Annotated in this window: 21 protein-coding genes; 12 read left to right on the top strand and 9 right to left on the bottom strand. The window is 43.1% G+C overall.

The genetic code is table 11. The annotated features are described in order from the left end of the window. Positions 1-58 precede the first annotated feature (58 nt). Both BLQ60_RS03005 and BLQ60_RS03000 read left to right on the top strand, forming a co-directional pair. A complete protein-coding gene (locus tag BLQ60_RS03005) occupies positions 59-1,309 on the top strand; it encodes a class I SAM-dependent methyltransferase (RefSeq protein WP_244515941.1) in 1,251 nt (416 codons plus the stop codon). Between the two features lie 123 nt (positions 1,310-1,432). Further along, a complete protein-coding gene (locus BLQ60_RS03000; protein WP_092615719.1) occupies positions 1,433-1,666 on the top strand; it encodes a hypothetical protein in 234 nt (77 codons plus the stop codon). A 204-nt stretch (positions 1,667-1,870) separates the two neighbouring features. Here BLQ60_RS03000 and polA read toward each other — a convergent pair whose 3' ends face one another. Beyond that, complete coding sequence (gene polA, locus BLQ60_RS02995) at positions 1,871-4,639, bottom strand: DNA polymerase I (protein ID WP_092615716.1); 2,769 nt, start codon at positions 4,637-4,639, stop codon at positions 1,871-1,873. A 157-nt stretch (positions 4,640-4,796) separates the two neighbouring features. On the opposite strand from polA, the gene BLQ60_RS02990 reads away from it, so the two are divergent. After that, positions 4,797-7,817 carry a DUF2339 domain-containing protein gene (locus BLQ60_RS02990; protein ID WP_092615713.1) on the top strand — a complete coding sequence of 1,007 codons (3,021 nt, stop codon included), beginning with the start codon at positions 4,797-4,799 and terminating at the stop codon, positions 7,815-7,817. Positions 7,818-7,873: 56 nt separating this feature from the next. After that, the gene (locus BLQ60_RS02985) at positions 7,874-8,449 is read left to right on the top strand and encodes a flavin reductase family protein (RefSeq protein ID WP_092615711.1); all 576 of its coding nucleotides are present in this window, start codon (positions 7,874-7,876) and stop codon (positions 8,447-8,449) included. Between the two features lie 59 nt (positions 8,450-8,508). Here the strand turns inward: BLQ60_RS02985 and BLQ60_RS02980 are convergent, their stop codons facing one another. The 3 genes from BLQ60_RS02980 to BLQ60_RS02970 all read right to left on the bottom strand — a co-directional run bounded on the left by BLQ60_RS02980 (position 8,509) and on the right by BLQ60_RS02970 (position 10,944). Beyond that, positions 8,509-9,012, bottom strand: coding sequence for a nuclear transport factor 2 family protein (locus tag BLQ60_RS02980; protein ID WP_092616068.1), 504 nt, complete (start codon positions 9,010-9,012; stop codon positions 8,509-8,511). 87 nt (positions 9,013-9,099) lie between these two features. After that, positions 9,100-10,044 carry a mechanosensitive ion channel family protein gene (locus BLQ60_RS02975; protein ID WP_092615708.1) on the bottom strand — a complete coding sequence of 315 codons (945 nt, stop codon included), beginning with the start codon at positions 10,042-10,044 and terminating at the stop codon, positions 9,100-9,102. A 69-nt stretch (positions 10,045-10,113) separates the two neighbouring features. Further along, positions 10,114-10,944 (bottom strand): hypothetical protein, encoded by an 831-nt coding sequence (locus tag BLQ60_RS02970; protein ID WP_092615705.1) that lies wholly within the window; start codon positions 10,942-10,944, stop codon positions 10,114-10,116. 202 nt (positions 10,945-11,146) lie between these two features. On the opposite strand from BLQ60_RS02970, the gene gspE reads away from it, so the two are divergent. From gspE to BLQ60_RS02950, 4 genes are all read left to right on the top strand, one after another. Then, positions 11,147-12,622, top strand: coding sequence for a type II secretion system ATPase GspE (gene gspE, locus BLQ60_RS02965; protein ID WP_092615702.1), 1,476 nt, complete (start codon positions 11,147-11,149; stop codon positions 12,620-12,622). Between the two features lie 168 nt (positions 12,623-12,790). Further along, positions 12,791-13,048, top strand: coding sequence for a type II toxin-antitoxin system ParD family antitoxin (locus BLQ60_RS02960; protein WP_092615699.1), 258 nt, complete (start codon positions 12,791-12,793; stop codon positions 13,046-13,048). Beyond that, positions 13,045-13,350 carry a type II toxin-antitoxin system RelE/ParE family toxin gene (locus BLQ60_RS02955; protein ID WP_092615696.1) on the top strand — a complete coding sequence of 102 codons (306 nt, stop codon included), beginning with the start codon at positions 13,045-13,047 and terminating at the stop codon, positions 13,348-13,350. Before BLQ60_RS02960 ends, BLQ60_RS02955 begins: the two co-directional genes overlap by 4 nt. Before the next feature lie 53 nt (positions 13,351-13,403). Next, entirely contained in the window at positions 13,404-13,883 is a 480-nt protein-coding gene (locus tag BLQ60_RS02950) for a hypothetical protein (RefSeq protein ID WP_092615693.1), read from the top strand. 114 nt (positions 13,884-13,997) lie between these two features. Here the strand turns inward: BLQ60_RS02950 and BLQ60_RS14015 are convergent, their stop codons facing one another. The 5 genes from BLQ60_RS14015 to BLQ60_RS02930 all read right to left on the bottom strand — a co-directional run bounded on the left by BLQ60_RS14015 (position 13,998) and on the right by BLQ60_RS02930 (position 18,409). Continuing rightward, complete coding sequence (locus tag BLQ60_RS14015; protein ID WP_171259030.1) at positions 13,998-14,156, bottom strand: hypothetical protein; 159 nt, start codon at positions 14,154-14,156, stop codon at positions 13,998-14,000. A gap of 238 nt (positions 14,157-14,394) precedes the next feature. Next, the gene (locus BLQ60_RS02945) at positions 14,395-15,021 is read right to left on the bottom strand and encodes a superoxide dismutase (protein WP_092615691.1); all 627 of its coding nucleotides are present in this window, start codon (positions 15,019-15,021) and stop codon (positions 14,395-14,397) included. 193 nt (positions 15,022-15,214) lie between these two features. Next, positions 15,215-15,775 carry a 16S rRNA (guanine(966)-N(2))-methyltransferase RsmD gene (gene rsmD, locus BLQ60_RS02940; RefSeq protein WP_092616065.1) on the bottom strand — a complete coding sequence of 187 codons (561 nt, stop codon included), beginning with the start codon at positions 15,773-15,775 and terminating at the stop codon, positions 15,215-15,217. A 24-nt stretch (positions 15,776-15,799) separates the two neighbouring features. Next, positions 15,800-17,809: a penicillin-binding protein 2 gene (mrdA, locus tag BLQ60_RS02935; RefSeq protein WP_092615688.1), complete on the bottom strand. Its 2,010-nt coding sequence runs from the start codon at positions 17,807-17,809 to the stop codon at positions 15,800-15,802. Between the two features lie 255 nt (positions 17,810-18,064). Then, positions 18,065-18,409 carry a hypothetical protein gene (locus tag BLQ60_RS02930; protein ID WP_092615685.1) on the bottom strand — a complete coding sequence of 115 codons (345 nt, stop codon included), beginning with the start codon at positions 18,407-18,409 and terminating at the stop codon, positions 18,065-18,067. A gap of 342 nt (positions 18,410-18,751) precedes the next feature. Between BLQ60_RS02930 and mnmG the strand changes: the two genes are divergently transcribed. The 4 genes from mnmG (at position 18,752) to BLQ60_RS02910 (ending at position 22,774) form a co-directional block, all read left to right on the top strand. Further along, positions 18,752-20,632 carry a tRNA uridine-5-carboxymethylaminomethyl(34) synthesis enzyme MnmG gene (gene mnmG, locus BLQ60_RS02925; RefSeq protein ID WP_092615682.1) on the top strand — a complete coding sequence of 627 codons (1,881 nt, stop codon included), beginning with the start codon at positions 18,752-18,754 and terminating at the stop codon, positions 20,630-20,632. A gap of 78 nt (positions 20,633-20,710) precedes the next feature. Beyond that, entirely contained in the window at positions 20,711-21,091 is a 381-nt protein-coding gene (locus tag BLQ60_RS02920) for a hypothetical protein (protein ID WP_092615679.1), read from the top strand. Positions 21,092-21,235: 144 nt separating this feature from the next. Next, positions 21,236-21,823 (top strand): ribonuclease HII, encoded by a 588-nt coding sequence (gene rnhB, locus BLQ60_RS02915; protein ID WP_092615676.1) that lies wholly within the window; start codon positions 21,236-21,238, stop codon positions 21,821-21,823. Positions 21,824-22,000: 177 nt separating this feature from the next. Beyond that, positions 22,001-22,774 (top strand): DODA-type extradiol aromatic ring-opening family dioxygenase, encoded by a 774-nt coding sequence (locus BLQ60_RS02910; protein WP_092615673.1) that lies wholly within the window; start codon positions 22,001-22,003, stop codon positions 22,772-22,774. Positions 22,775-22,828 lie beyond the last annotated feature (54 nt).

The raw sequence follows: 22,828 nt of genomic DNA, 5'->3' as shown, positions 1-22,828 counted from the left end.
CGAAATCGACGGAAATCCGTTAAAATAGCACCTTCGGTTTTAGTTTGAGTTCATGATAATGGCGATCAGTTTGCACGGGCAAGTGCTTGAATTTTTTCAGCATATTCAACAGGCTTGGCAGTCGAATACGTTGCAACGCTTGATATTCAGTCAATATCAAGGTGAAGACGCAAATCTGCAAAAACTGATGATTCGTCCAATCACGCTCAAAGATGAATTGCAACTGCAATTTGTGTATCGCTATCAAACTAAAGACATCACGAAGAACTATACATGGCAGGATTTTGAGCCATTGCTGACCGATTGGTTCATGCAATTTAAGCAAAGTAATTTATTTACTGAGCAAGCCGAATTTCAGTTGAAATATAAAAAGCAACACTGGCATTTATCGGTAAGAAAAACTAAAGGGAATACTACTTCGAAATTGCAAAAGACTAACAATGTCATTACACATGGCGAAAATACACAGCATAATCGTCAAAAACAGCGTTGGATTGAACAAGATCGCCCGTTTTTACAGTTACTTGGTGTGACGGATCAAAAGCATCAAATTATTCCAAGCATGTCGAGGAAGTGGAAGCAAATTAATAAATTTGTCGAGATTTTCGCAGGTGCAGTCAATCAAGCAGGATTTACTGAACATCAAAATTTACATGTAGTCGATTTTGGCTCGGGTAAAGGCTATCTGACTTGTGCGGTCTATGATTATTTACAATCCCATCAGTTTGCGCCACATGTGACTGGTGTAGAGCTACGTCAAGAGTTGGTGGATTTTTGCCAAAATGTCGCCACGCAAAGTAATTTTCAACACTTAAATTTTTTCCAAGGTGATGTGCGTAGTTATCAGCCTGAGCGAACTGATGTGATGATTGCGCTTCATGCTTGTGATATTGCGACGGATTTTGCCATTCATACAGGGATTCGCTTGGGTGCCAAAGTGATCATGTGCGCACCGTGTTGTCACAAAGAGTTGCGTCCACAAATGCAATCGCCATCGGTGCTTAGTCCGATGCTAGGTTATGGCGTACATATGGGGCAACAGGCGGAGATGCTCACCGATACCATTCGTGCGCTGTTTTTACAAGCCTATGGCTATGATACCAAGGTGTTAGAGTTTGTGTCTTTGGAGCATACCAGTAAAAATAAAATGATCTTGGCGACCAAAAAGCGTAATGTGGAAAATCTGCCAAATAAAAAAGTGCTACAGCAAATTGCAGCTTTAAAAGAATTTTATGGTATACACAATCATGCCTTAGAGAATTTGCTCAGAGATATGCCAGTCGATGATCGGCACGGTTGTGCGTGTTAGTGGTGTAAAGCGTGACTTTAAATAGAAAATGGAATTGTCATAAAACTGACGTAAACTATTCATGTGCTTGAAATATCACTTAATTATGATAATCGCAGGTTAGTAAAAAACACAGGACATGTGATGAAAATAACCCATGCGTTACAACAAAAAGTGATCGGCAAATATAAAGATATTCTTGAGCATCAACTGTCGATCATCGAAGCACAGCAAAGACAAATTGAAAAATTACAACGTGAGCTGAATGCGTTTAAACAACAAAATCATTTATCCGAAGAAAGAACAACTTGGCAAACACTGCGCTTAAAAGTATTTAAAAGTCAGGATGTTGTGGTAAATCCACAAAAATTATGGTAAATCATTTTTTAGTATGAATTTATAAAATTCTGCTGCTGATCGTATGAACAGGCAATGCAGTCAGTCAAAATGATATTAACTGTAAATCATGCATCGAATTTTATGCATTTTCGTCGCCTTTGGCGCCGAAAATGCGAGTGACGTTAGGGGCTTCGCCCCTAAAACCCCAGAGATTATCAAGACCGTTGGGTGGAAGATTAACGCTTAATGCGCTTCATCCCAGTTGTTGCCTTTACCCACTTCAACCACAAGCGGTACATTCAACGTGAATACATCTTGCATGGTGTCTTTGATCAATGTCTTTGCCTCAGAAACATAATCTTCATCGACTTCAAACACCAATTCATCGTGGACTTGCAGTAACAACAACGCACGACTTTGATCGAGTTTCTTTTCAATCGCAATCATTGCCAGTTTGATAATATCCGCTGCACTACCTTGTAATGGCGCATTGATCGCTGCACGTTCAGCGGCTTTTCGTACCATCATATTGCGTGCATGAATATCTGGTGTGTACAGTCTGCGACCAAGTAAGGTTTCGACATAGCCTTGTTCCTGCGCAAGCTGTCGGGTGCGTTGCATATACTCGTAAATACCAGGATAACGCTGAAAATATTGCTTGATATAGTTCTGCGATTCTTCACGGGTAAAGCCAAGCTGCCGAATCAAACCAAACTCTGACATGCCGTAGAGTAGACCGAAGTTGACGGCTTTGGCTTGACGACGTTGATCAGAAGTCACTTCATCTAGTGGAATATTTAGCACTTCTGAAGCAGTTGCTTGGTGAATGTCTTGTCCTTCGTTAAAGGCTTTGACTAATGCTTCATCTTCACAGAAATGTGCCATCAGACGTAGTTCGATCTGTGAATAATCTGCAGCGAGAATCACACGACCTTTCGGTGCGACAAAGGCTTTACGAATCTGACGGCCAATCTCACCACGAATCGGAATATTTTGTAGGTTAGGATCAGTCGAAGATAGGCGACCAGTCGTGGTCACCGCTTGATGATAACTGGTATGCACACGCTTGCTGGTTGCATCGGCTTGCTCTACAAGGCGATCGGTATAAGTGCTTTTTAGTTTGGCAAGGGTACGATAGTCCAAAATAATCTGCGTGATCGGATGATCAATTTTTTCCAGTACTGCTTCACTGGTGCTGTATTGTCCAGTTGCAGTTTTCTTGCCACCTTTTAAACCGAGCTTATCAAAAAGGATGTCGCCAACTTGTTTTGGAGAGGCGATGTTAAATTGTTCGCCTGCGATTTCGATGGCTTGTGCTTCATAGTTGGCAATGTCTTTTTCAAACTCCTGACTCAAGTTAGTCAAAAAGTCGGGATCAAGCTGAATGCCACGAGATTCCATATTGCACAACACTTGCGCTGTTGGTAGCTCGACACGTTCTAGCAAGGCTAAAAGTTCAGGTTGTTCAGCGAGTTTCGCTTTCAACACTTCAAATAGGCGATAAGTGACATGCGCATCTTCGCAGGCGTAAGGCGCAGCGACATTTAAATCAATTTGGTTAAAGGTCAGTTGCTTAGCACCTTTGCCTGCGACTTGCTCATAGGTCGTGGTTAAATGACTTAAATACAGCCGTGCCACATCGTCCATATTGTGACGAGTTGCAGTCGGATTCAGTACATAAGAGCCGAGCATGGTGTCAAAGCCCCAACCTTGCAGTTGGATGCCATGATTGGCAAAGATATGTGCATCATATTTCAGGTGATGCCCGATCTTCGCCACGCTTGGATTTTCCAAAATTGGTTTGAGCTGTGCTAATACCGTTTCACGATTGAGCTGTTCTGGTGCACCTTCATAGTCATGGATGAATGGCACGTAATAGGCATCTTTGCTGTCGAATGCCACCGATAAACCCACCATTTCCGCAATACGATAGTCTAGGCAGGTAGTTTCGGTGTCGATGGCAAATTGCTGTGCATGTTCAAAACGCTGAAATAAGTTATCCCAATCTGCTTGAGAGAGCACGGTATGATAATTGGCTTGACCGAGTTCATCATCGCCACTGCTCAGTTGTGCTGTACTTTCTACAGCTGAAGATGCTTGTGACGGCGTGACATCGGTTTTTTGACTTTGGTTGGCTTGTTTATTCTTGGTATTGTCAGGATTATTTGGATGATCTAGGGATTGCAGTTGGGTACGGAATTCGAGTTCAGTATACAGACGGCGCAGTTCATTGACGTTGGGATTGCTCAATTGCAGATCATCCCATGTCAAGGTTAAATCTAGTCCAGTGATAATCGTCGCCAATTGGTGATCGAGTTTAATATTGTCGAGATTGTCTTTGATATTTTGGCTAACTTTACCTTTGATCTGATCGACATTGGCAATAATACCGTCGAGTGAGCCAAACTCATTGAGTAGTTTCGCCGCCGTTTTCGCACCAACGCCTGGCACGCCCTTGATGCCATCGGATGCGTCGCCCATTAAGGTTAAATAATCAATAATCTGATGCGGATGCACGCCGAATTTTTCAAATACACCTGCTTCATCAAGCTGACGTTCTTTAAAGCTGTCTTCTAAGGTGACGTTGGGATTGACCAGTTGCGCCATGTCCTTATCGCCAGTAGAAATCAGCACTTGATGACCTTCAGCAAGCGCACGTTGCGTCAATGTACCAATAATATCATCGGCCTCAACACCCGCCAAACTATACAGCGGAATACCGAGCGCACGAATCAAATCATGCAAATACGGAATTTGTTCGCCGAGTTCGTCAGGCATTGCAGGGCGGTCACCTTTATAGATCGGTGATAATTTATGTCGAAATGTCGGCTCAGGCGTATCAAAAATCACCGCCATATGTGTCGGTTGGATACGGCGCATCAGTTTCTGTATCGCCGAGCTTGCGCCACGCACCGCATTGGTGTGCAAACCTTGAGAAGTGGTCAATGGCGGTAGGGCGTGAAAAGCACGAAATAAAAAATAAGACCCATCAACCAAAACAAAAGGTGGCATGTGTGATTCCATGAATAATTAAAAAACTGGCTATAGTGTAATGCAATGTGCGGTGAAGGACTACAGCCAGCGATTTTAACTGCGCACAAATCAATTACACGTTGCAAAATAAGGCATGTTAAATTATGGGTTAATATGACATGAAAATATTGAATGAATGACGCATCCAAGCTTGCCAAATAACGCTAATAAAAACAACAACGCCTTGCACACATCGCAAGCGACGACTTCGCTATTTCGTTTTCCTGATGCCACTTGGGCGAGAATATTGCTGATTATTTTTGCCATTCTTTTTTTAGGTGAGTTGGTTTTTGGCGGTCAGGTCGATATTTTGTGGTGGTTGGCATTGCTTGGTAGCGTAATCATCGCTTGCAATACATATGAAAATCAAAACGCACAAATCAAACAATTACAGCAAAGTACCTTTCAACTTCAACAGCAAGTTGATCGCCTATCACAAAGTCAAATTCAAGTTTCAAATTCAGCAACTCAAGTCGATGCGCAACGAGATGCAAGCATCGAAGAAAATAAAGAAATCGTTGCAGAATCAAATCGTTTTCCTAAGCAGGTTTCACCGTCATATCAAAATGAAATTATTCAAGAAAATCATGGTTTAAAAAGTCGTGATTTAAAAATTCAGGATTTAGAAAATATTTCTACAGACTCATCTGCAACGGCTTCACCTGCATGGATGAATGCCAACACTACGCAATCAACTAAAGATTTGCAAAGTGATCATTTTTCAAAACAATCCGAAAAGATTCCATCATCGAATTCTGTCAAGCAAGATTCACCTCAACACGACGAACTCAAAACCATGACCTCGATGTGGGATGCCGCATTGAACTGGTTTAAAGGTGGCAACAGTATCGTGCGCATTGCGGTGGTGATTTTGTTGATCGGTGTGGTGTTGTTATTACGCTTCGCCAGTGAATATTGGCAATTGACCTTATCAGCGAAAATGGCAGGGATTGGCGCAAGTGGTATTGCACTGACAGGGCTTGGTTATTTCTTGCGTCAACGCCGTTTTGATTATGCGATTAGTTTGCAAGGTTTGGGTCTTGGCGTTTTATTTTTGGTGTTATTTTCCAGTTTTCATCTTGGTGTGATTCAATCCGTCACATTATCTTATGTTGCATTGATCGCCATACTTGCCACGACCTTATGGCTTGCGATACGACAGAATGCCTTGATTTTGGCATTTATTGCGTTGGGCAGTGGTTTTATTGCGCCGTTTATCTTGAATACAGGCAGTAATAATATTCCTGCATTGATGGCATATTTCTTTGTTTTAAACCTTGCTTTGGCGATCATCGCTTACTTTAAACCGTGGCGGATTCTCAATACTTTAGCGTTATTGATCACCTTTGGCTTGGGTGGTTTTGCCATTTGGACGAAAGCTGAAGATGCGCAGGCATTTCAGATTGCTTGTTGGGTGTGGGCGATTTTTGCGATTTATCTCTTTATTTCGATCCGCTATAGCCAACATATTGTCGCCCTCAAAACCCAATTCAAAGACATTCCCTATATTGATACCTCGCTGATTTTCGCTACGCCATTTATGGCATTTAGCCTTTATGCGGGCTTGGTGTCCTCAGACGGTTATGCGCTGTCGATTGCCAGTGCGGTCTTGGCAAGTGTCTATTTGGTTTTAGCCTATGTTTTGCATCAAAAAGCCAAGCAATTACTCATCTTAACCCAATGTTTTTACGGCTTAGGCTTTGTGTTTTTGGCGTTGATTTTACCGTTCGCCTTTGATGCCTATTGGAGCAGTGTCGGTTGGGCGATTCATGGATTGGTGATGCTGTGGCTCGGGTGGCGCTATGCGATTGTCAATGCACGATATTTCGGTGTGGCGCTATTGCTAGCGAGTGGCGTGGCGACTTTGTATGTGGTGCTGTTTAATAATCAAAGTGCGCTATTTGCAGGGTGCTTATTGATGGCGAGTTATGCGATTGCAACGTATTTATTGCTTCATCCCAAAGCGGAAACTGAAACATCAAATGCAACGGCTTTGGCAAGTATCTGTGGCATGACGCTGTTGCTTTTGTCCTTAATCCTAGCACCTGTGAATTATTTCTATGCAATGGACAAGTTCTACGGACTTAATAGTGAGTGGATTAGCTTGCCGTTATTATTTTGGACATTTGTACTTTATCTTGGCTATAGTTTTTTTGCCAAATCTCAAACACATTTACTTTTGAAAATCAGCGGTTTTATCGTCTTGGCGATTACGGCGTTTGAAACGTTGATTGGCAATGTCGGCTATCAGCTTGAAGGTAAGTCTTATCTTGCAATGACCTATCACGGAGGCTATGAATGGTACGCCTTGATGGGCTCGGCAGTATTGTGGCTTATTATTTTTGCGATATTAGTTCGTGATACTGTCTTTAAAAATCAGCGCATTGCATTAGAGCAGTCATCAAATTCACATTTTTTAAATGCCATTGTACAGGTTTATACCGCTGTCGCTGTGTTGATGTTGGCGATACTGGGCAGTGGTTTTGCCAATGAAAATAGCTACGTGCCGATGTTGGCTGTACTTCCAATCATTGCCTTTGTACTCACTTATTTTGTGAAAAGATTGCATCACTGGCAAAGTCTATGGGTGGCGAATCTTGCTGTGATCGTCGTGGTGTGGTATTGGCTGGTGATGGTGAGTTTTGGTCAAGACGGTGCTTGGTCATTCCCGTTTGTGCCATTACTCAATCCAATTGATTTGGTGAGTATCGCAGGATTTTTTTTCTTAACTCTTGCCTTAAAACCGTTTCTATTGAGTGTGTCTCGTGTGTGGCAGTTTGCCTCTGCCAGTGTATTGTTGGGTACGGGGATGCTATTGATCAGTAGCGTACTGCTTCGTGTGCTTACGCATTATGCAGACTTGCCATATTGGCTCGATGGCGCATGGCAAAATGGCACGGTGCAGGCGAGTTTAACCATTTTGTGGACGTTGATTGCGCTGATTCTGACCACGCTTGCTAGTCGTCAGTCGTGGCGCTATATCTGGATGCTCGGTATTGCGGTGCTTGGTTTGGTGATCTTTAAATTGATCTTCCATGATCTCTCGCAAAGTCAGACTTTGACTCGCATTATTTCCTTTATTGGCAGTGGTTTGATCATGTTGGTGATTGGTTATTTTTCACCTTTGCCACCGACCAATAAGCGATTGGGGGAGTGATGGTGGGTTTAATTTTCTATATTAAAGTCGTATATAACGTGAAATAGGAGTTTTGCATGGCAATACAAGCCGTGAGTTTGGAAAAATCGTATCGCTTATTGAATCATGGTGCGACGGTATTGGTTTCTGCCAAACATGGTGAAATTGAAAATGTGATGGCTGCATCTTGGGCGTGCGCTTTGGAATTTTCTCCAGCCAAAGTCACCGTGGTGCTTGATAAATCTACATTTACACGTGCATTGGTTGAGCAAAGTGAATGGTTTGCCTTACAAGTGCCTGTTGCACATCAAGCCCAGATGGTCGTTGATGTCGGTACGGACAGCATGCACGATTTTCCTGACAAATTGCAAAAATACGGTGTGAAGCTATTCTATCAAAATGATTATCCAACCCCATTGGTTGAAGGTTGTGCAGGATGGTTGGTGTGTAAACTCATTTCCGAGCCACATAATCAGCAAGTGCATGATTTATTTATTGGCGAAGTGGTGGCTGCTTGGGCAGATGATCGCATTTTTAAAGATGGACATTGGCACTTTGATGAAGTGCCGAACGAGTTAAAAACCTTGCATTATGTGGCGGGCGGGCAATTCTATCTGACAGGTGCAGGACTCAAAGTGAATAAAGGGACGTAAACCATTCAGCCCCGTATCTGCGCAACACTCAAAAACTCGTCTGATTAAAACATCACAAATTAAAACATCGTATTGTCATTGGCAGAGGTTTCAGGCACATCTTGGATGACGTCCCAATGCTCGACAATTTTACCATTTTCAACACGGAAAATATCTACCACCGCTTGCCCACGATCATCTTCGCCATTTTGCGAATGCACATGCAACCAGACTAAATCACGATCAGTCGAACTACGAACGATTTTGCTCTGATATTGCGGATTTTGTTGGAAATACTGTGCAAAGTAGCCGACAAAAGGGATTTTGCCATCAGGCACTTCTGGATTGTGCTGGCGATAATTATCTGCGATGACCGCCGTACTGTTTTTGGTTTCATGTTGATTAAAAAATTGATTATAAAAATTCACCACCAACTGTCGATTTGCTTCCTCTTGCTTGAGATCTCGCATGATTTCTTTCTGTGTTTCTTGCTGATTTTGCGCTGGTGTCGTCTGTGCGTGGGTCACGCCAACAAAGAGTAGGGAGAAACTGAGAAGTAAAGGTTTAAAATTTGACTTTGGCATATTGCAATGCTCGCTCATCATGATCAATCGTGTTAAAAAACTTAGCATGAAAATGCTAAACAATCATTAACAAATCTATGTTTAGTATTATTGCTCAGGCTCGATCTTGGTTTGACGACTCGAACGTGGATGATTCAGATCATTGCGAGCGACTGCATCAGCATCGTTGCCGTCCGCATCGCCTGTCAGATTTGGCTCGATCAAGCCCATTTTCGGGATTGGAATCTCAATATTATTATCAATAAAGCCATTACGCACCCGTTCCTGAATCTCATCATGCACCCGAATATAATATTCTTGCTGTGTCCACACGGTAAATAATAACTCAATGGTCGATTCACGAAATGCGGTCACCGCCACTTGCGGGCGAGGCTCATCCAGTACCAGCGGATAATTATCCGCCACATCGATCAGCACCTGACGCACTTTGACGATGTCCTCATGAAAGTTAATAAATAGCGTAATCGGAATGCGCCGAATAGGGAATTTCGACAGGTTAAACACGGGCGTTTTGATCAATTGTTCATTCGGCAGACGGATAAAGACATTATCCAAAGTCAGTAGTTTGACCGAAAGCAGATCAATTGAAATCACTTCACCTTCGATGGTATGACCACGAATCAAGGTCACTTGAATGGTATCGCCGACCTCAAAGGAGCCTTCGCCAATCAAAAATAAACCACTGATCAAGTTCGATGCTGAGGTCTGTGATGCAAAACCCAGCGCAACCGTTAAAATCCCCGCCGCACCAAGAAAAACACTGAGCTTAAAACCTGCTTCACGCAGGCTGGTGATCATAAACAGGAGGAAAATAAAATAAAAAATACCCCGACGCCAAATCAGTTTTTGGTGTAAATTCAACCGTTTGCCGATGGTTGCAGTAAAGCCGTTACTGATGATCCGCGCCACGAAAAAGCCCAGCACGATAAAGATCAAGGCAAAAATCATATCTTGAAAGCGATCAGAGTTTAGGCTGGTCAAAAAGCCTTTGAGTGTCTCACTCATTTCGTTCACGATTTGGATTTCGGTCATGACCCATTCCTAAGATATTGTTTTTGATATTGCATGTTTACACGGTATTCAAGCGATCTGGCGAAGTGATTAAAACATCGATTCAAACATATTACTGATAAACCCCGAACTGTCTGATCGAGCAGGCTGGATAAAAGACACTTGCTCCGCCATCGGTGGGGTGCGAGATTCAATGCGAATCCGTGGCGGTTTATCGAATTCACTTTGATGCACTTTGATTTCAGATGTCCACAGACGCCCAGTGCTTTCACTATAAAATAACGGCAAAGACGGTGCGGGCACGTTAATCCGCTCAAGGCGCATCTGTTGATGACTGTCATTATAAAAGTGGATCGGCGTCACTGCCCGAAAGGGGTTAATATCTAGCTCATTCAAGTTGGTGGTGCCATCGACTTGTGTGGCATAACACATCTGACCCTCTTGATAATTCATACCAAACCAAGTGTCTTTACTTTGAAATACAGGAAAATCAAAAATCGGTGTTTTTTGATTTTCCACAAAGCCAGCCAACCACAGCGGGGTACTGATAAATAACGTCGCACGTTGACCCGCTGGAATATGAATTGGTTGCACAGGTTTGATCACCACGCCACGGTCGGCAAGACGGGGCATCAAAAAGAATTTTTCTTTACTGCGATTAAACATAAATCGCTCAAATTTACTCGGCTGAGGAATCGGAATTTCTTGTTCTAAAATCAACCAATCATTGCGCATTTCTGAATGTTTGTGCAGGCGATGATATTCCACCAACCAATCTTTTTCACGACGAAATAGGCGAAAATACAGCGGACCAAGTCGCCATGCATGCGATTGATTGAGATGAAATTTATATTCCCCCCACCATGTTCTAGCTTGAGGGCGTGGCGTGGGTTGTGAATTTTGTTGTAAATCTTGGCTCATATGCTAATCATAACAAATACAGTCATAACAAATACAGGTCGATTGAATCGTATGGCGCAAAACAATCTCAATAAAAATCAAAATGTTTTCGACAAAATGCGCACAGTATCCTACGGAGTCTTTCATCTTATATCATATTTACAGTAAACTGCTGTTTGTATTCATATGATTTTTGAAAAATAGAAATTTTGAGACGAGCAAGATGCTGAGACAAGTACAAATACCGTATAGCTTTGCCAAACGTCATGGTGTGTTATTGAAATATGATGGCGACCATGCGCAGATTATCCGTTGCCAAGATACCCCGCTTGAAGCGTTGCAGGAAGCTCGTCGTTACTTAGGGCAATCGGCGACGCATCAGATCGTGACCACGCAAGACTTCCAAAAAATGCTCAGTGCCGCATTCGCAGGTGATACAGGCGAGTCGCAACAAGTCGCCGCAGGACTTGAAGATCATCCTGATTTACTCAGCCTAGCCGATCAAGTGCCTGAAACTGAAGATTTGATGGATCAAGAAGATGATGCGCCAATCATTCGTTTGATCAATGCCTTATTGTCCGAAGCAATTCGTGTCAATGCGTCGGATATTCATATCGAAGTGTTTGAAAAACGTCTATCCGTGCGCTTACGTGTCGATGGGCAATTGCGTGAAATCGTGCAACCTCGCCGTGAGCTTGCACCACTTCTTGTTTCACGTATCAAAGTCATGGCAAAACTCGATATTGCTGAAAAGCGTGTTCCGCAAGATGGACGTATCTCGCTACGTCTTGCAGGGCGTGAGGTCGATGTGCGTGTATCGACCTTGCCATCGTCACATGGTGAACGTGTGGTGATGCGTCTTTTGGACAAGCAAGCAGGGCGTTTAAATATGACCCATCTGGGCTTGATGCCAAGCGACTATGAACGTCTGAGCTATTTGGTGCATCGTCCGCATGGCATTATCCTCGTTACTGGTCCAACGGGTTCGGGGAAAACTACGACCTTATACGCCGCACTTTCAGACTTGAATGACAACACTCGAAATATCCTGACCGCCGAAGACCCGATCGAGTATCAGCTTGAAGGGATTGGACAGACTCAGGTCAATACAAAGATTGACATGACCTTTGCCCGAGCGCTCAAAGCCATGCTCCGTCAAGACCCTGATGTGGTGATGGTCGGTGAGATTCGTGACTTGGAAACAGCGGAAATCGCTGTACAGGCATCATTAACAGGTCACTTGGTATTGTCCACATTACATACCAATACAGCGATCGGTGCGGTGACTCGACTGAAAGACATGGGCATTGAGCCATTTTTATTATCCAGTTCGTTGATCGGTGTGGTGGCACAGCGTTTAGTGCGAACATTGTGTTCGCAGTGTGTGACTTGGGCGCCTGCCGATGAGTTTGAACGTCAGCTATTCTCAGGTGTAAGTACCGATAGCGAACTAAAACTTCCGCATCCTGTAGGCTGTGATCAATGTAATCAGTCAGGATTTACAGGACGTACAGCGATCTATGAGGTCGTACCTGTCGATGAGCAAATGCGTCGTTTGATTCATGGTAATGCGCCTGAGTTTGAGCTTGAGCAATATGCTCGAAAGCAAGCACAATCGATCCGTCAAGATGGTTTGCAAAAAGTGTTGGCAGGGAAAACCACGGTGGAAGAAGTCTTGCGCGTGACGCAAGAGGAGTAATTTAATCGCTGAGTTTTGATAACTCGGCTTTTCGATCTATATAAGGTAGGAATGAGACAATTTAAAATTGCTACTTGATAAATAGATTTCTCAGGTGGCTTTTATTTGCACGATTTAATAATAGTTGATAAAATTTTATGAATTATTATCAAATAAAGGTCAAAGAAAATGATTAGTGCAGAATTAGGTAAGCCACTTGAAAGCTATGTACAAGAGTTGGTTTCATCTGGGCGGTACGGTTCAAAAAGCGAAGTGCTTCGTGAAGGCGTGCGTATGATCCAAGAGCGAGAAACTCAGCAAGAAGCACTCAAGGCATTAATTATGCAAGGGATGGCTGACATTGAAGCAGGACGAACACATTCTGCCGAAGATGTTTTTGGTGCAATGCGACAACGTATTCAAGCAACCATTCAAGAGAAACAATGAAAATTCAATTTTCAACAAAAGCTAAGGCAGATTTGTTGCATATTGCTGTTTTCATTGCCCAAGACAATCCTGATAGGGCGTTTACATTTACTGATGAGCTAGAGCAAAAATGTTTATCCATTGGCGATATGCCTAAGGCATTTCAAATTGTTGCTGAGCTAGTAGAACTGGGAGTACGCAGACGGATATATCAAAACTATTCAATATTTTTTACGATTGAATCTGAGAGTATTTTTATTATTCGTGTCCTAAACTCGACAGTTGATTATGCGACTTTATTTGAGCAAAAGTCTTGCGAGTGACGCAAGAGGAGTAATGTGGTCTACGGTATTAAAAAAAGAGCTATAAAGTAAGTATGGCTAATCTCGGAAATAAAGACTTTTATTTTGAAATAGCAGCAAATGAAATACAAGGAAAACTTGTGCCCATAAGAATATTTATAAATGGAGAAATTATCGGTACTTTGGATTCTCCAACTTACATGCCTAGCTTCATAAATTGCCTTATTTCTTTACTAAAAGATCCATATTATTATCGACAAAATTTAAATGAAGAAGAATTCTTCAATAATCTAAAGCGATCTTTAGATACGGATGATAATTTTAGGATTACTTTTGAAGAAACGTTTGATGATTATGTGAAGCGTGCAGGTAGAAATGATAATAAAGTCTTTTTCTTATGGTACATCCATAAAAATCATTTTTTTAAGTATTCTGAAAGTGAGTTGGACAGTATAAATCTTCAAAGTGTAGCTATGGATGATGTGCGTAAAGCCGTAAATGCGTTAATTGAATGGTGTGAAAATTATATGTGTATTAGCTATGAGGTGGTTTAGATTTTTGCCCATTTTCATCAATACAAAGCAATTTTCTCAAATTTATCCTGAATAAAGTTGATAGCTGAGTAGTTAGTTAGTAGCTAATCAAAAGAAGAAATTCACTCGAGTTTGCTAAATTCGCTGTTCAACTTTTTGATTATCAGTCGAGGAAAAGGTGGTGGTATATTTCGCATCACCACTGAATGCACGGTGTTCACGCTTCACATCATATAAACATGCGCTGAGTGATGTCGCAAGTACGGCGAGCAAGATCAGATGGATCGTTTTCATGGTTTATCTCTATATGTTGTGTTTGAAAATTTATTCTGCGCTGTATTTTAATTTTTGACAAGTCGATCACCGTGCGGAACTTTTAGCCAGTTTCAAGGTTACTCAGACTTTCTTTTCTATATATTTTTTCCAGATATTTTCGAAGCCATAAAAAAAGCTGATGATCTGGGCATCAATAAATTGATCAGATCATCAGCCATTGAAGTATTCCGACCAAATCAGGTCGGAATATGCAAAATTACTTCTCTACGCCTGCTGGTTGCCCTGCAAGTTTTGCATTGGCATAGTCCCAGTTCACAAGGCTTTCAAGGAAAGTTGCGATGTATTTTGGACGTAGGTTACGGAAGTCGATGTAGTAGGCATGCTCCCACACGTCAATGGTTAATACGGCGATTTGACCATGTGCAAGTGGTGTGTCTGCATTCGCAGTTTTGGCAATAGATAATTTACCATTCACTTCGTCAGCAACCAACCAAGCCCAGCCTGAACCAAATTGTGTGGTTGCTGCAGCAGTAAATTCTTCTACGAATTTTTCATAGCTACCAAATGCTTCATCGATTTTCGCTGCGATTGCACCAGTTGGTTTGCCACCACCATTTTGCTTCATGCAGTTCCAGTAGAAGGTGTGGTTCCATACTTGCGCAGCATTGTTGAAAATACCCGCTTTAGAAGCATCGCCAGCCGCCGCTTGGATGATTTCTTCTAAAGTTTTGCCTTCAAGCTCAGTGCCTTTGATCAGGTTGTTGAGGTTGACCACGTAGGCATTGTGGTGTTTGTCATGATGGTATTCTAAAGTTTCACGGGTAATGTGCGGTGCTAAATCATCATAACCGTATGGTAATTCAGGTAAAGTAATCGTAGACATCTTTTCATTCCTTGCAATTTGCTGGGTTAGATTAAGTGCATTTATTGTAAAGTATTCTATGGCGAATAGAGCAGGCTTTTCGTATAAAAAACATGCAAAAAAACCATAAAAAACATATGCGATACAAAACTGAGGATGCCATCAGTGCAGATTTGTCGTATTGGACAGGTATTCACGGGCATATTGATGTGTATTATAAAGTGGATGGACTTAATTTTTGATACAAACCTGCATGGATAATGCCGACCTTGGCATATTTAATCTGTTGCCAAGTCTTTGGCAGATTTAAACTTTCCAGTGAACGATCTGCTTCAACATAGATGAATGCATTTTCATTGAGCTTTTCATCTGCAAGTTGTGAGAGTTCCTGCCACAGATTGAGCGAATAGGGTGGATCAAGAAATAACAGATCAAACGATTCGTTGATTTTTGCTAAAGCCTGTTGTGCTGTTGATGCGTAGACTTTGGCATTGTCGATATTTAACAATGCCAGATTCTGTTTTAGGAATTTGACTTGTTCTAAGTTGGGCTCGATCATATGCACAGATTTTGCGCCACGAGATAATGCTTCAAAAGCCAGTGCACCAGAGCCTGCACAAAGATCCAGCACCGTTGCACCGTTAATATCCCACATTAGCCAGTTAAATAAGGTTTCACGTAGACGGTCAGGGGTTGGGCGTAAGCCTTCAATGTTGGCAAAAGCCAACTGACGGCGTTTGTGTACGCCTCCGATGATACGCAGTTGATTTTTCACCTGACTTTTCATCTGACGTTTCATTTATTCCTCATCCGCATCTGTACTGTTGCTTGTAGCTGTTTGTTCAGCGTTTTGAGCACTATTTGATGCGTTGTTGGGCGTATCATCTTGCACACCGTCAGTCGGTAGCTCACCTGGCTTGATGCCTGCAGTCATCAGTCCACCACCGACATGTGTATTGGCTGGCATAATCGGATTTTTCTTACGTTGAATGAGCCAGTAATCCATTAACGGGCGAGCAAGTTTGGCAGCCGAGCCGCCATGTTTACCATTTTCCCAAACGACTGCTACAGCGATTTGCGGATTGTCCGCAGGTGCAAAACCGACGAATAAACCGTGATCTCGTTGCCGTTCTTTTAGTGCTGCTTCGTTATAGCTTTTGCCTTGGGCGATACTCACCACTTGCGCTGTGCCTGTTTTACCTGCGATTGAGTAGACATTACTCTTAATGCCACGTCCTGTACCACTTTGGATCACTGCTTCCATAGCTTGATGCATCTTGACCCAGTCTTCACGGGTGCCACTAAAGTCGATTTTTCCCTCAGTACCATTATGGATTTCGAGGACACGAGTGCCTTTGGTTTCCCGCAGTACGTGTGGTTTGATGTGTTGTCCGTAATTGGCGGTAATTGCGGTCGCCATCGCAAGCTGTAGCGGTGAGGCAGTAAATGCGCCTTGTCCGATACTCACCGAAATGGTTTCGCCACGAGACCATTCTTTGCCTCGGGTACGCATTTTCCATTCAGGTGAAGGGTAGAGCCCTGAGCTTTCACTTGGTAGGTCGATGCCAGTCTTTTCACCAAAACCAAACTGGGTCATCCAGCTATGCATTTTATCAATGCCCATTTGGTAGGCGAGGATATAGAAGAAGGTATCGCAGGAGATAGCAATGGATTTGGTAATATCGACCACACCATGCCCCGATTTTTTCCAGTCACGAAAGCGATGGCTGTCCCCAGGTAGGTGGAAGTAACCAGGATCAGAAATCTTGGTGCCCCAATCGATCACTTTATAATGTAATCCACCCATAGCAGACATCGGCTTGATGGTCGAACCTGGTGGATAAACCCCTTGTACTGCACGGTTATAGAGTGGTTGGTCAGGGTTATCACTGAGTGAACGATAGTCGGTATGGCTAATGCCAGTCACGAACAGATTGGGGTTAAAGCTCGGACTCGATACCAATGCGAGGATTTCGCCTGTATTTGGATCCATCGCAACGATAGCACCCCGTTTACCGACCATTTGCTCGGCTGCCACCACTTGCAAGCCATAATCGAGAGAAAGGTAAAGATCATTACCCCTAGTCGCTTCGGTACGCCCGAGATGGCGTAAAATATTGCTGTGCGCATCTGCTTCTACAGATTCATGCCCTGGCATGCCGTGGAGCAGTTCTTCGTAGGATTTTTCAACGCCAATTTTACCGATTAGGTTGGTGCCAGCATATTGTTCTTTATCAATTTTTTTTAGTTCACGGTCGTTAATTCGCCCCACATAACCGATCACATGCGCAAACAGGTCGCCATGCGGATAGTAACGAGTCATCTGTGTTTCGATGCGCACCCCTGGGAACTGTTGTTTGAGCTCACTAAAGCGGGCAATATCGGTTTCCGTCAGATTGAGTTTGAGCGTTAAAACTTCAGTTTTGCGTGCGGTCTTGGCACGTTTTTGAAATTGCTCAATGTCTTCAGGTGTGAGCGCCAAAACGGAAGTCAGCTCACGCACAGTTTTATCGACATCCTCAATATCTGCGCGGCTAATTACTGCGGTAAATACAGGATAATTATCTGCCAGCAAGTAACCATTACGATCGTAAATAAATCCACGTGCAGGTGGCAGGGCTTGCAGGCGGATACGGTTATTGTCTGATTCAGTTTGAAAATGCTCATGTTGTTGCAGTTGCAAATAGCCATAGCGTGCCATCAGCACTAAAAAAAAGAATGCAACCACCCCCATCGCAAAATAAATTCGGCGACGAAATATCTTTTTTTCCTGTTGAATATCTTTGATTGGGGTATTGATTTTGGACATGGCGCATCAGTATCACATTTCAGCGCTATTCTAACCAATTGCATTCACAGGGTATAGTTTTTTCCCGATGACGATGCGGTGCTGGATATTTTTAAATCGGACATGTTGCAATGGGTTGGCGATGAGATGGAATGAACAAGAAGAAATAAACAGACCGTAGAAAAATTGACGAAATGAATTGATAAAATGAATACGCATAAAAAAGCATAGCGCTTAGGCTATGCTCTGAACTTCATTGATGAAAATGAAGTGATATTATTGCACGGGCTGTGGTGCTGGCGCTGGTTGTACCATCGGTTTAGGTGCATCTTGCACTGGATACGGCGCAGATTGATTTTCTTGCATTTGCACTGGGGTGCTGATTGGTGCTGGTGCATTGGCTGCTGGCATTGGTGGTTTAAATTTCAATTTACCATTGTCACCTGGTTGGCAAGTCCCGTTATAAATCACACCTTTATGTGCATAAGAAACTTGCGCACCTTCAGATTTTTTCTTACATACAGCGACTTGCTTTTGATCGTGTGGATCGGCTGCATGCACTACACCAAAACCCGCCATACAAAGTGCAGAAACAGACAATGCTTTAACTAATGTATTCATCCTATACGTCCTCTTTATCAATGCAGAAAAACTTCTAATCAGAAAATTATTCAATTAAGAAAATTATTCAATTAATAAGGCGATTATTAATAAAATAACTATTTAATAAGGAAACAATTTAACTGATTGGAAACTGCTAAATCATTTAATACGTTAAATTACTTTCACTATATTACTGCTAAGTTTTTCATTGTTAATTGGTTTTTCTAGGGCTTCGTGAAACAGTTTGTCAAAATATGTAATGTGCCTGTGAAGATCGTCGCAAATAATTTGTAATTTTACCGTAGAGAAGTGCTTTTTTTGCTATAATTTTGCGTCCTATTTTCTTGGTGTGTTTAAGCCATGCATTATCCTAAAGTTTACGATGTCATTGTTATCGGTGGCGGTCACGCAGGTACCGAAGCGGCGCTTGCTGCGGCACGTATGGGGCGACAGACTTTGTTGCTGACGCACAATATCGAAACTTTGGGGCAGATGAGCTGTAATCCAGCAATTGGTGGTATTGGTAAGTCACATCTTGTCCGTGAGATTGATGCGCTGGGTGGTGCGATGGCACTGGCAGCGGATAAAGGCGGGATTCAATTCCGTATCTTAAACTCTCGTAAAGGCGCTGCGGTACGTGCAACACGTGCACAAGCCGATCGTGTGCGTTATAAAGCTGCGATTCGCTATACCTTAGAAAATCAAGCCAATCTCGACATTTTCCAACAAGCCGCTGATGATCTGATCGTAGAAGGCGATACTGTCAAAGGTGTGGTCACGCAGATGGGCGTGCGCTTTGAATGTAAAACGGTGGTGCTGACTACAGGCACATTCTTAGGCGGCGTAATTCATATCGGACTAGAAAAATCTAGTGGTGGTCGTGCAGGTGATCCGCCGTCGATTGCGTTGGCTGATCGTTTACGTGAGTTAAATTTACCCGTTGGTCGTTTAAAAACAGGTACACCACCACGTATTGATGCTCGCTCAGTTGATTTCTCTGTGATGACGGCACAACCAGGTGATTTCCCATCGCCGACCATGTCATTCATGGGCGATGTGTCGATGCACCCTAAGCAGGTCAACTGTTATATCACCCATACCAATGAAAAAACCCATGACATTATTCGCAGTGGACTAGATCGTTCACCGATGTATACAGGCGTGATCGAAGGGGTTGGACCTCGCTATTGCCCGTCGATCGAAGATAAAATTCATCGTTTTGCCGATAAAGATTCACATCAGGTCTTTATCGAACCTGAGGGTTTGGATACGCATGAATTGTATCCGAATGGCATTTCAACCTCATTGCCTTTTGATGTGCAGTTTGAATTGGTACGTTCGATCAAAGGCATGGAAAATGCGCATATTTTGCGCCCTGGTTATGCCATCGAATATGACTATTTCAATCCACAAGCCTTAAAATTCACCTTAGAAACTAAGGCTATCAATAACCTGTACTTTGCAGGTCAGATCAACGGTACTACAGGCTACGAAGAAGCGGGTGCACAAGGTCTGCTTGCAGGTTTGAATGCCGCACGTCGTGCGTGGGATCAGGAGCAATGGACGCCAAAACGTGACGAAGCCTACATGGGTGTCTTGGTCGATGACTTGATCACACTCGGTACAAAAGAACCGTATCGTATGTTCACTTCACGTGCTGAATATCGTTTGATGCTCCGTGAAGACAATGCTGATCAACGTCTGACGAAGATTGGACGTGAGCTTGGCTTAGTCGATGATACTCGTTGGAATGCTTACTGTGAAAAAATGGAAGCCGTTGAGACTGAAACAGCACGTCTACAACATCTCTGGGCGGCGCCAAATAATCCAATGGGCAAAAAGTTTGTCGAGATGACAGGTGCAGATTTATCTAAAGAATGCTCTGCGATTGATTTGTTAAAACGTCCAAATATTAATTTTGCTCAAATTGCCGAACTCACAGATTCAGAGGTGTCTGCACAAGTCGGTGATCAGATCGAAATAGCGGTGAAATATCAAGGTTATATTAACCGTCAGCATGAAGATGTGGCACAGTTGAAACGCTTAGAAGAAACGCAAATCCCAAGTGATTTTGATTATGACATTGTCTCGGGTCTATCTCGTGAGATCACGCAAAAGCTCAATACGGTGCGTCCTGAAACATTGGCACAAGCGGGTCGTATTCCAGGTGTGACGCCAGCCGCAGTACAATTGGTGATGATTACAATTCGTAAAAATGCCATGACCAAGAAGTCGGCATAATTTTGACCTGTATTGATTTTTAATGCATCAATTTTAAGTGAATGATTTTACAGGTTTGTTTTTTTTAAGGAAATGATGATGAAAAAAGTTTTACTTGCAGTGGCCGCAATCTCAATGAGTTTAGCCGCATGTACCACCACAACGGGGACATCCACAGGTACTACGGCGGGTACAGCAGCAACGATTGGTTCAAACATCTTCAAGGCAGCGGTGGACAACCAATGCCGTACTGAGCTCAACAGCAACAACGCTTGGCGTGCGTTGGCATTGACCATGACGGCGGAACAACAAACGGCAATGGAAACTAAAATCTGTAGCTGTGTCAGTGAAAAAGCACCGCAAAATGTCACTGCTGTTGATCTTGCTACGGCTGCAGTGGATCAAAATGCCCGTGCGCAGATCGTTGCCAATACAGTCGCAAAAACATTGACGGCATGTTATTCAGAGTTTGTGAAATAAGCGATTTCACTTGTTCTATTTCACCAGTGCCTTTCTCGTAATGAATTGCATCGGTGAACAAAAAGGCGAAATAATCATTGATGATGGATTTCGCTTTTTTTATGCCAATTATTTCATTTCAAATTTAAGCAGTAAGAGAAAACCATGACACAAATTCAACGCATCGCAGGGGTAGACGAAGCAGGGCGAGGTCCTTTGATTGGCTCAGTAGTGGCTGCGGCGGTGATTTTAGATCCCAATCAACCGATCGAAGGATTGAATGATTCGAAAAAGCTCACGGCAAAAAAACGTGAAAAGCTGTTTGACGAAATCCAGCAAAAAGCATTGGCTTGGTCGATCGCCGAAGCAAGCCATGAAGAAATTGATGAGATTAATATTCTTCAAGCGACTATGCTTGCGATGCAACGTGCGGTTGCAGGTTTAAAGGTACAAGCGGATTTGGTGCGTATAGATGGCAATCGTTGTCCTGATTTAAGCTTGCCGTGTGAAGCTGTGATCGGTGGCGATGCTTTGCATCAAGAGATCAGTGCAGCAAGTATCTTGGCAAAAGTGGCACGAGATCGCCAGATGCAGACGCTTGATGCCGAATATCCTGCCTATGGCTTTGCCAAACACAATGGTTATCCGACAAAAGCGCATTTAGAAGCCATCGAAGCGCATGGGGTCTTAGCACAGCACCGCCGTAGTTATAAGCCGATTCGCTTAATCTTAGAGCAAAATGCAGGAGACTGATTTTTAAATGGCTTGTTGTCGCCTCGCTGTTTGTTAAAAAGAAGCCTTTTCAAAAGCTGTATTAAAAATGCAACGCTGTTAGATGATATACAGGCTTTTTTTCAGCGTGGAATTGCATGAAAATGGTGAGCACAGCACAATAGATGGTGATGCTGTTTTTCTATCAATCATTCAGGAATGGTCATGAATATTTTACCCGGCTTATTTATCTCTCACGGTTCGCCGATGTTGGCGATTGAAGCGGGGCAGGTTGGTCCAGCTTTGGAGCGCATTCGTTTGAATTTGCCAAAGCCCGCAGCGATCGTGGTCTTATCTGCACACTGGGAAGATGATGTGCTGGAGGTGAGTACAGCTGTGCGTCCGCAGACATGGCATGATTTCCGTGGATTTCCTGAAGAATTGTACAAAATTCAATATCCAGCGGCTGGTGAACCTGCACTGGCAGAAGAAATCATTGCGTTATTGCAACATGCGGGCTTGGATGCACATGCCAATGCCATGCGCCCCCGTGATCATGGAGTATGGATGCCACTGTTGCATATGTATCCAGACGCCGATATTCCTGTGGTACAGATTTCATTGCCACGCTTTTATAGCGCAAAACAACTTTATCAACTGGGTCAAGCGTTGGCTGTATTGCGTGAGCGTCAAGTGTTGTTGATTGGCTCTGGAAGCATTACTCATAATCTGGCAGAGCTGAACTGGTCCGATCAAGCCGATGTGCCTGAGTGGGCGAGCGAGTTTCGTAATACGGTGGCGCAGTACTTACAATCTGGCGACTATGAATCGGTATTAGATTGGAAAAATCTACCGTTTCTGCGCCGAAATCATCCGACCTTAGAGCACCTTGCGCCATTATTTTTTGCGATGGGTACTGGGTCAAGAATGAGTTTGGTGCATTCGAGCTTTAGTATGGGTTCATTGGGCATGGATATTTATCGTTTTGATTGATCAATATTTTTATTCCACAAAATAAAAATCCGATGCTTGATCAAGCATCGGATT

It is taken from the genome of Acinetobacter marinus (assembly GCF_900096915.1).
Lineage (GTDB): Bacteria > Pseudomonadota > Gammaproteobacteria > Pseudomonadales > Moraxellaceae > Acinetobacter > Acinetobacter marinus.
The sequence above is the reverse complement of the archived record's forward strand: the minus strand, read 5'-3'. Positions and strand labels throughout refer to the sequence as shown.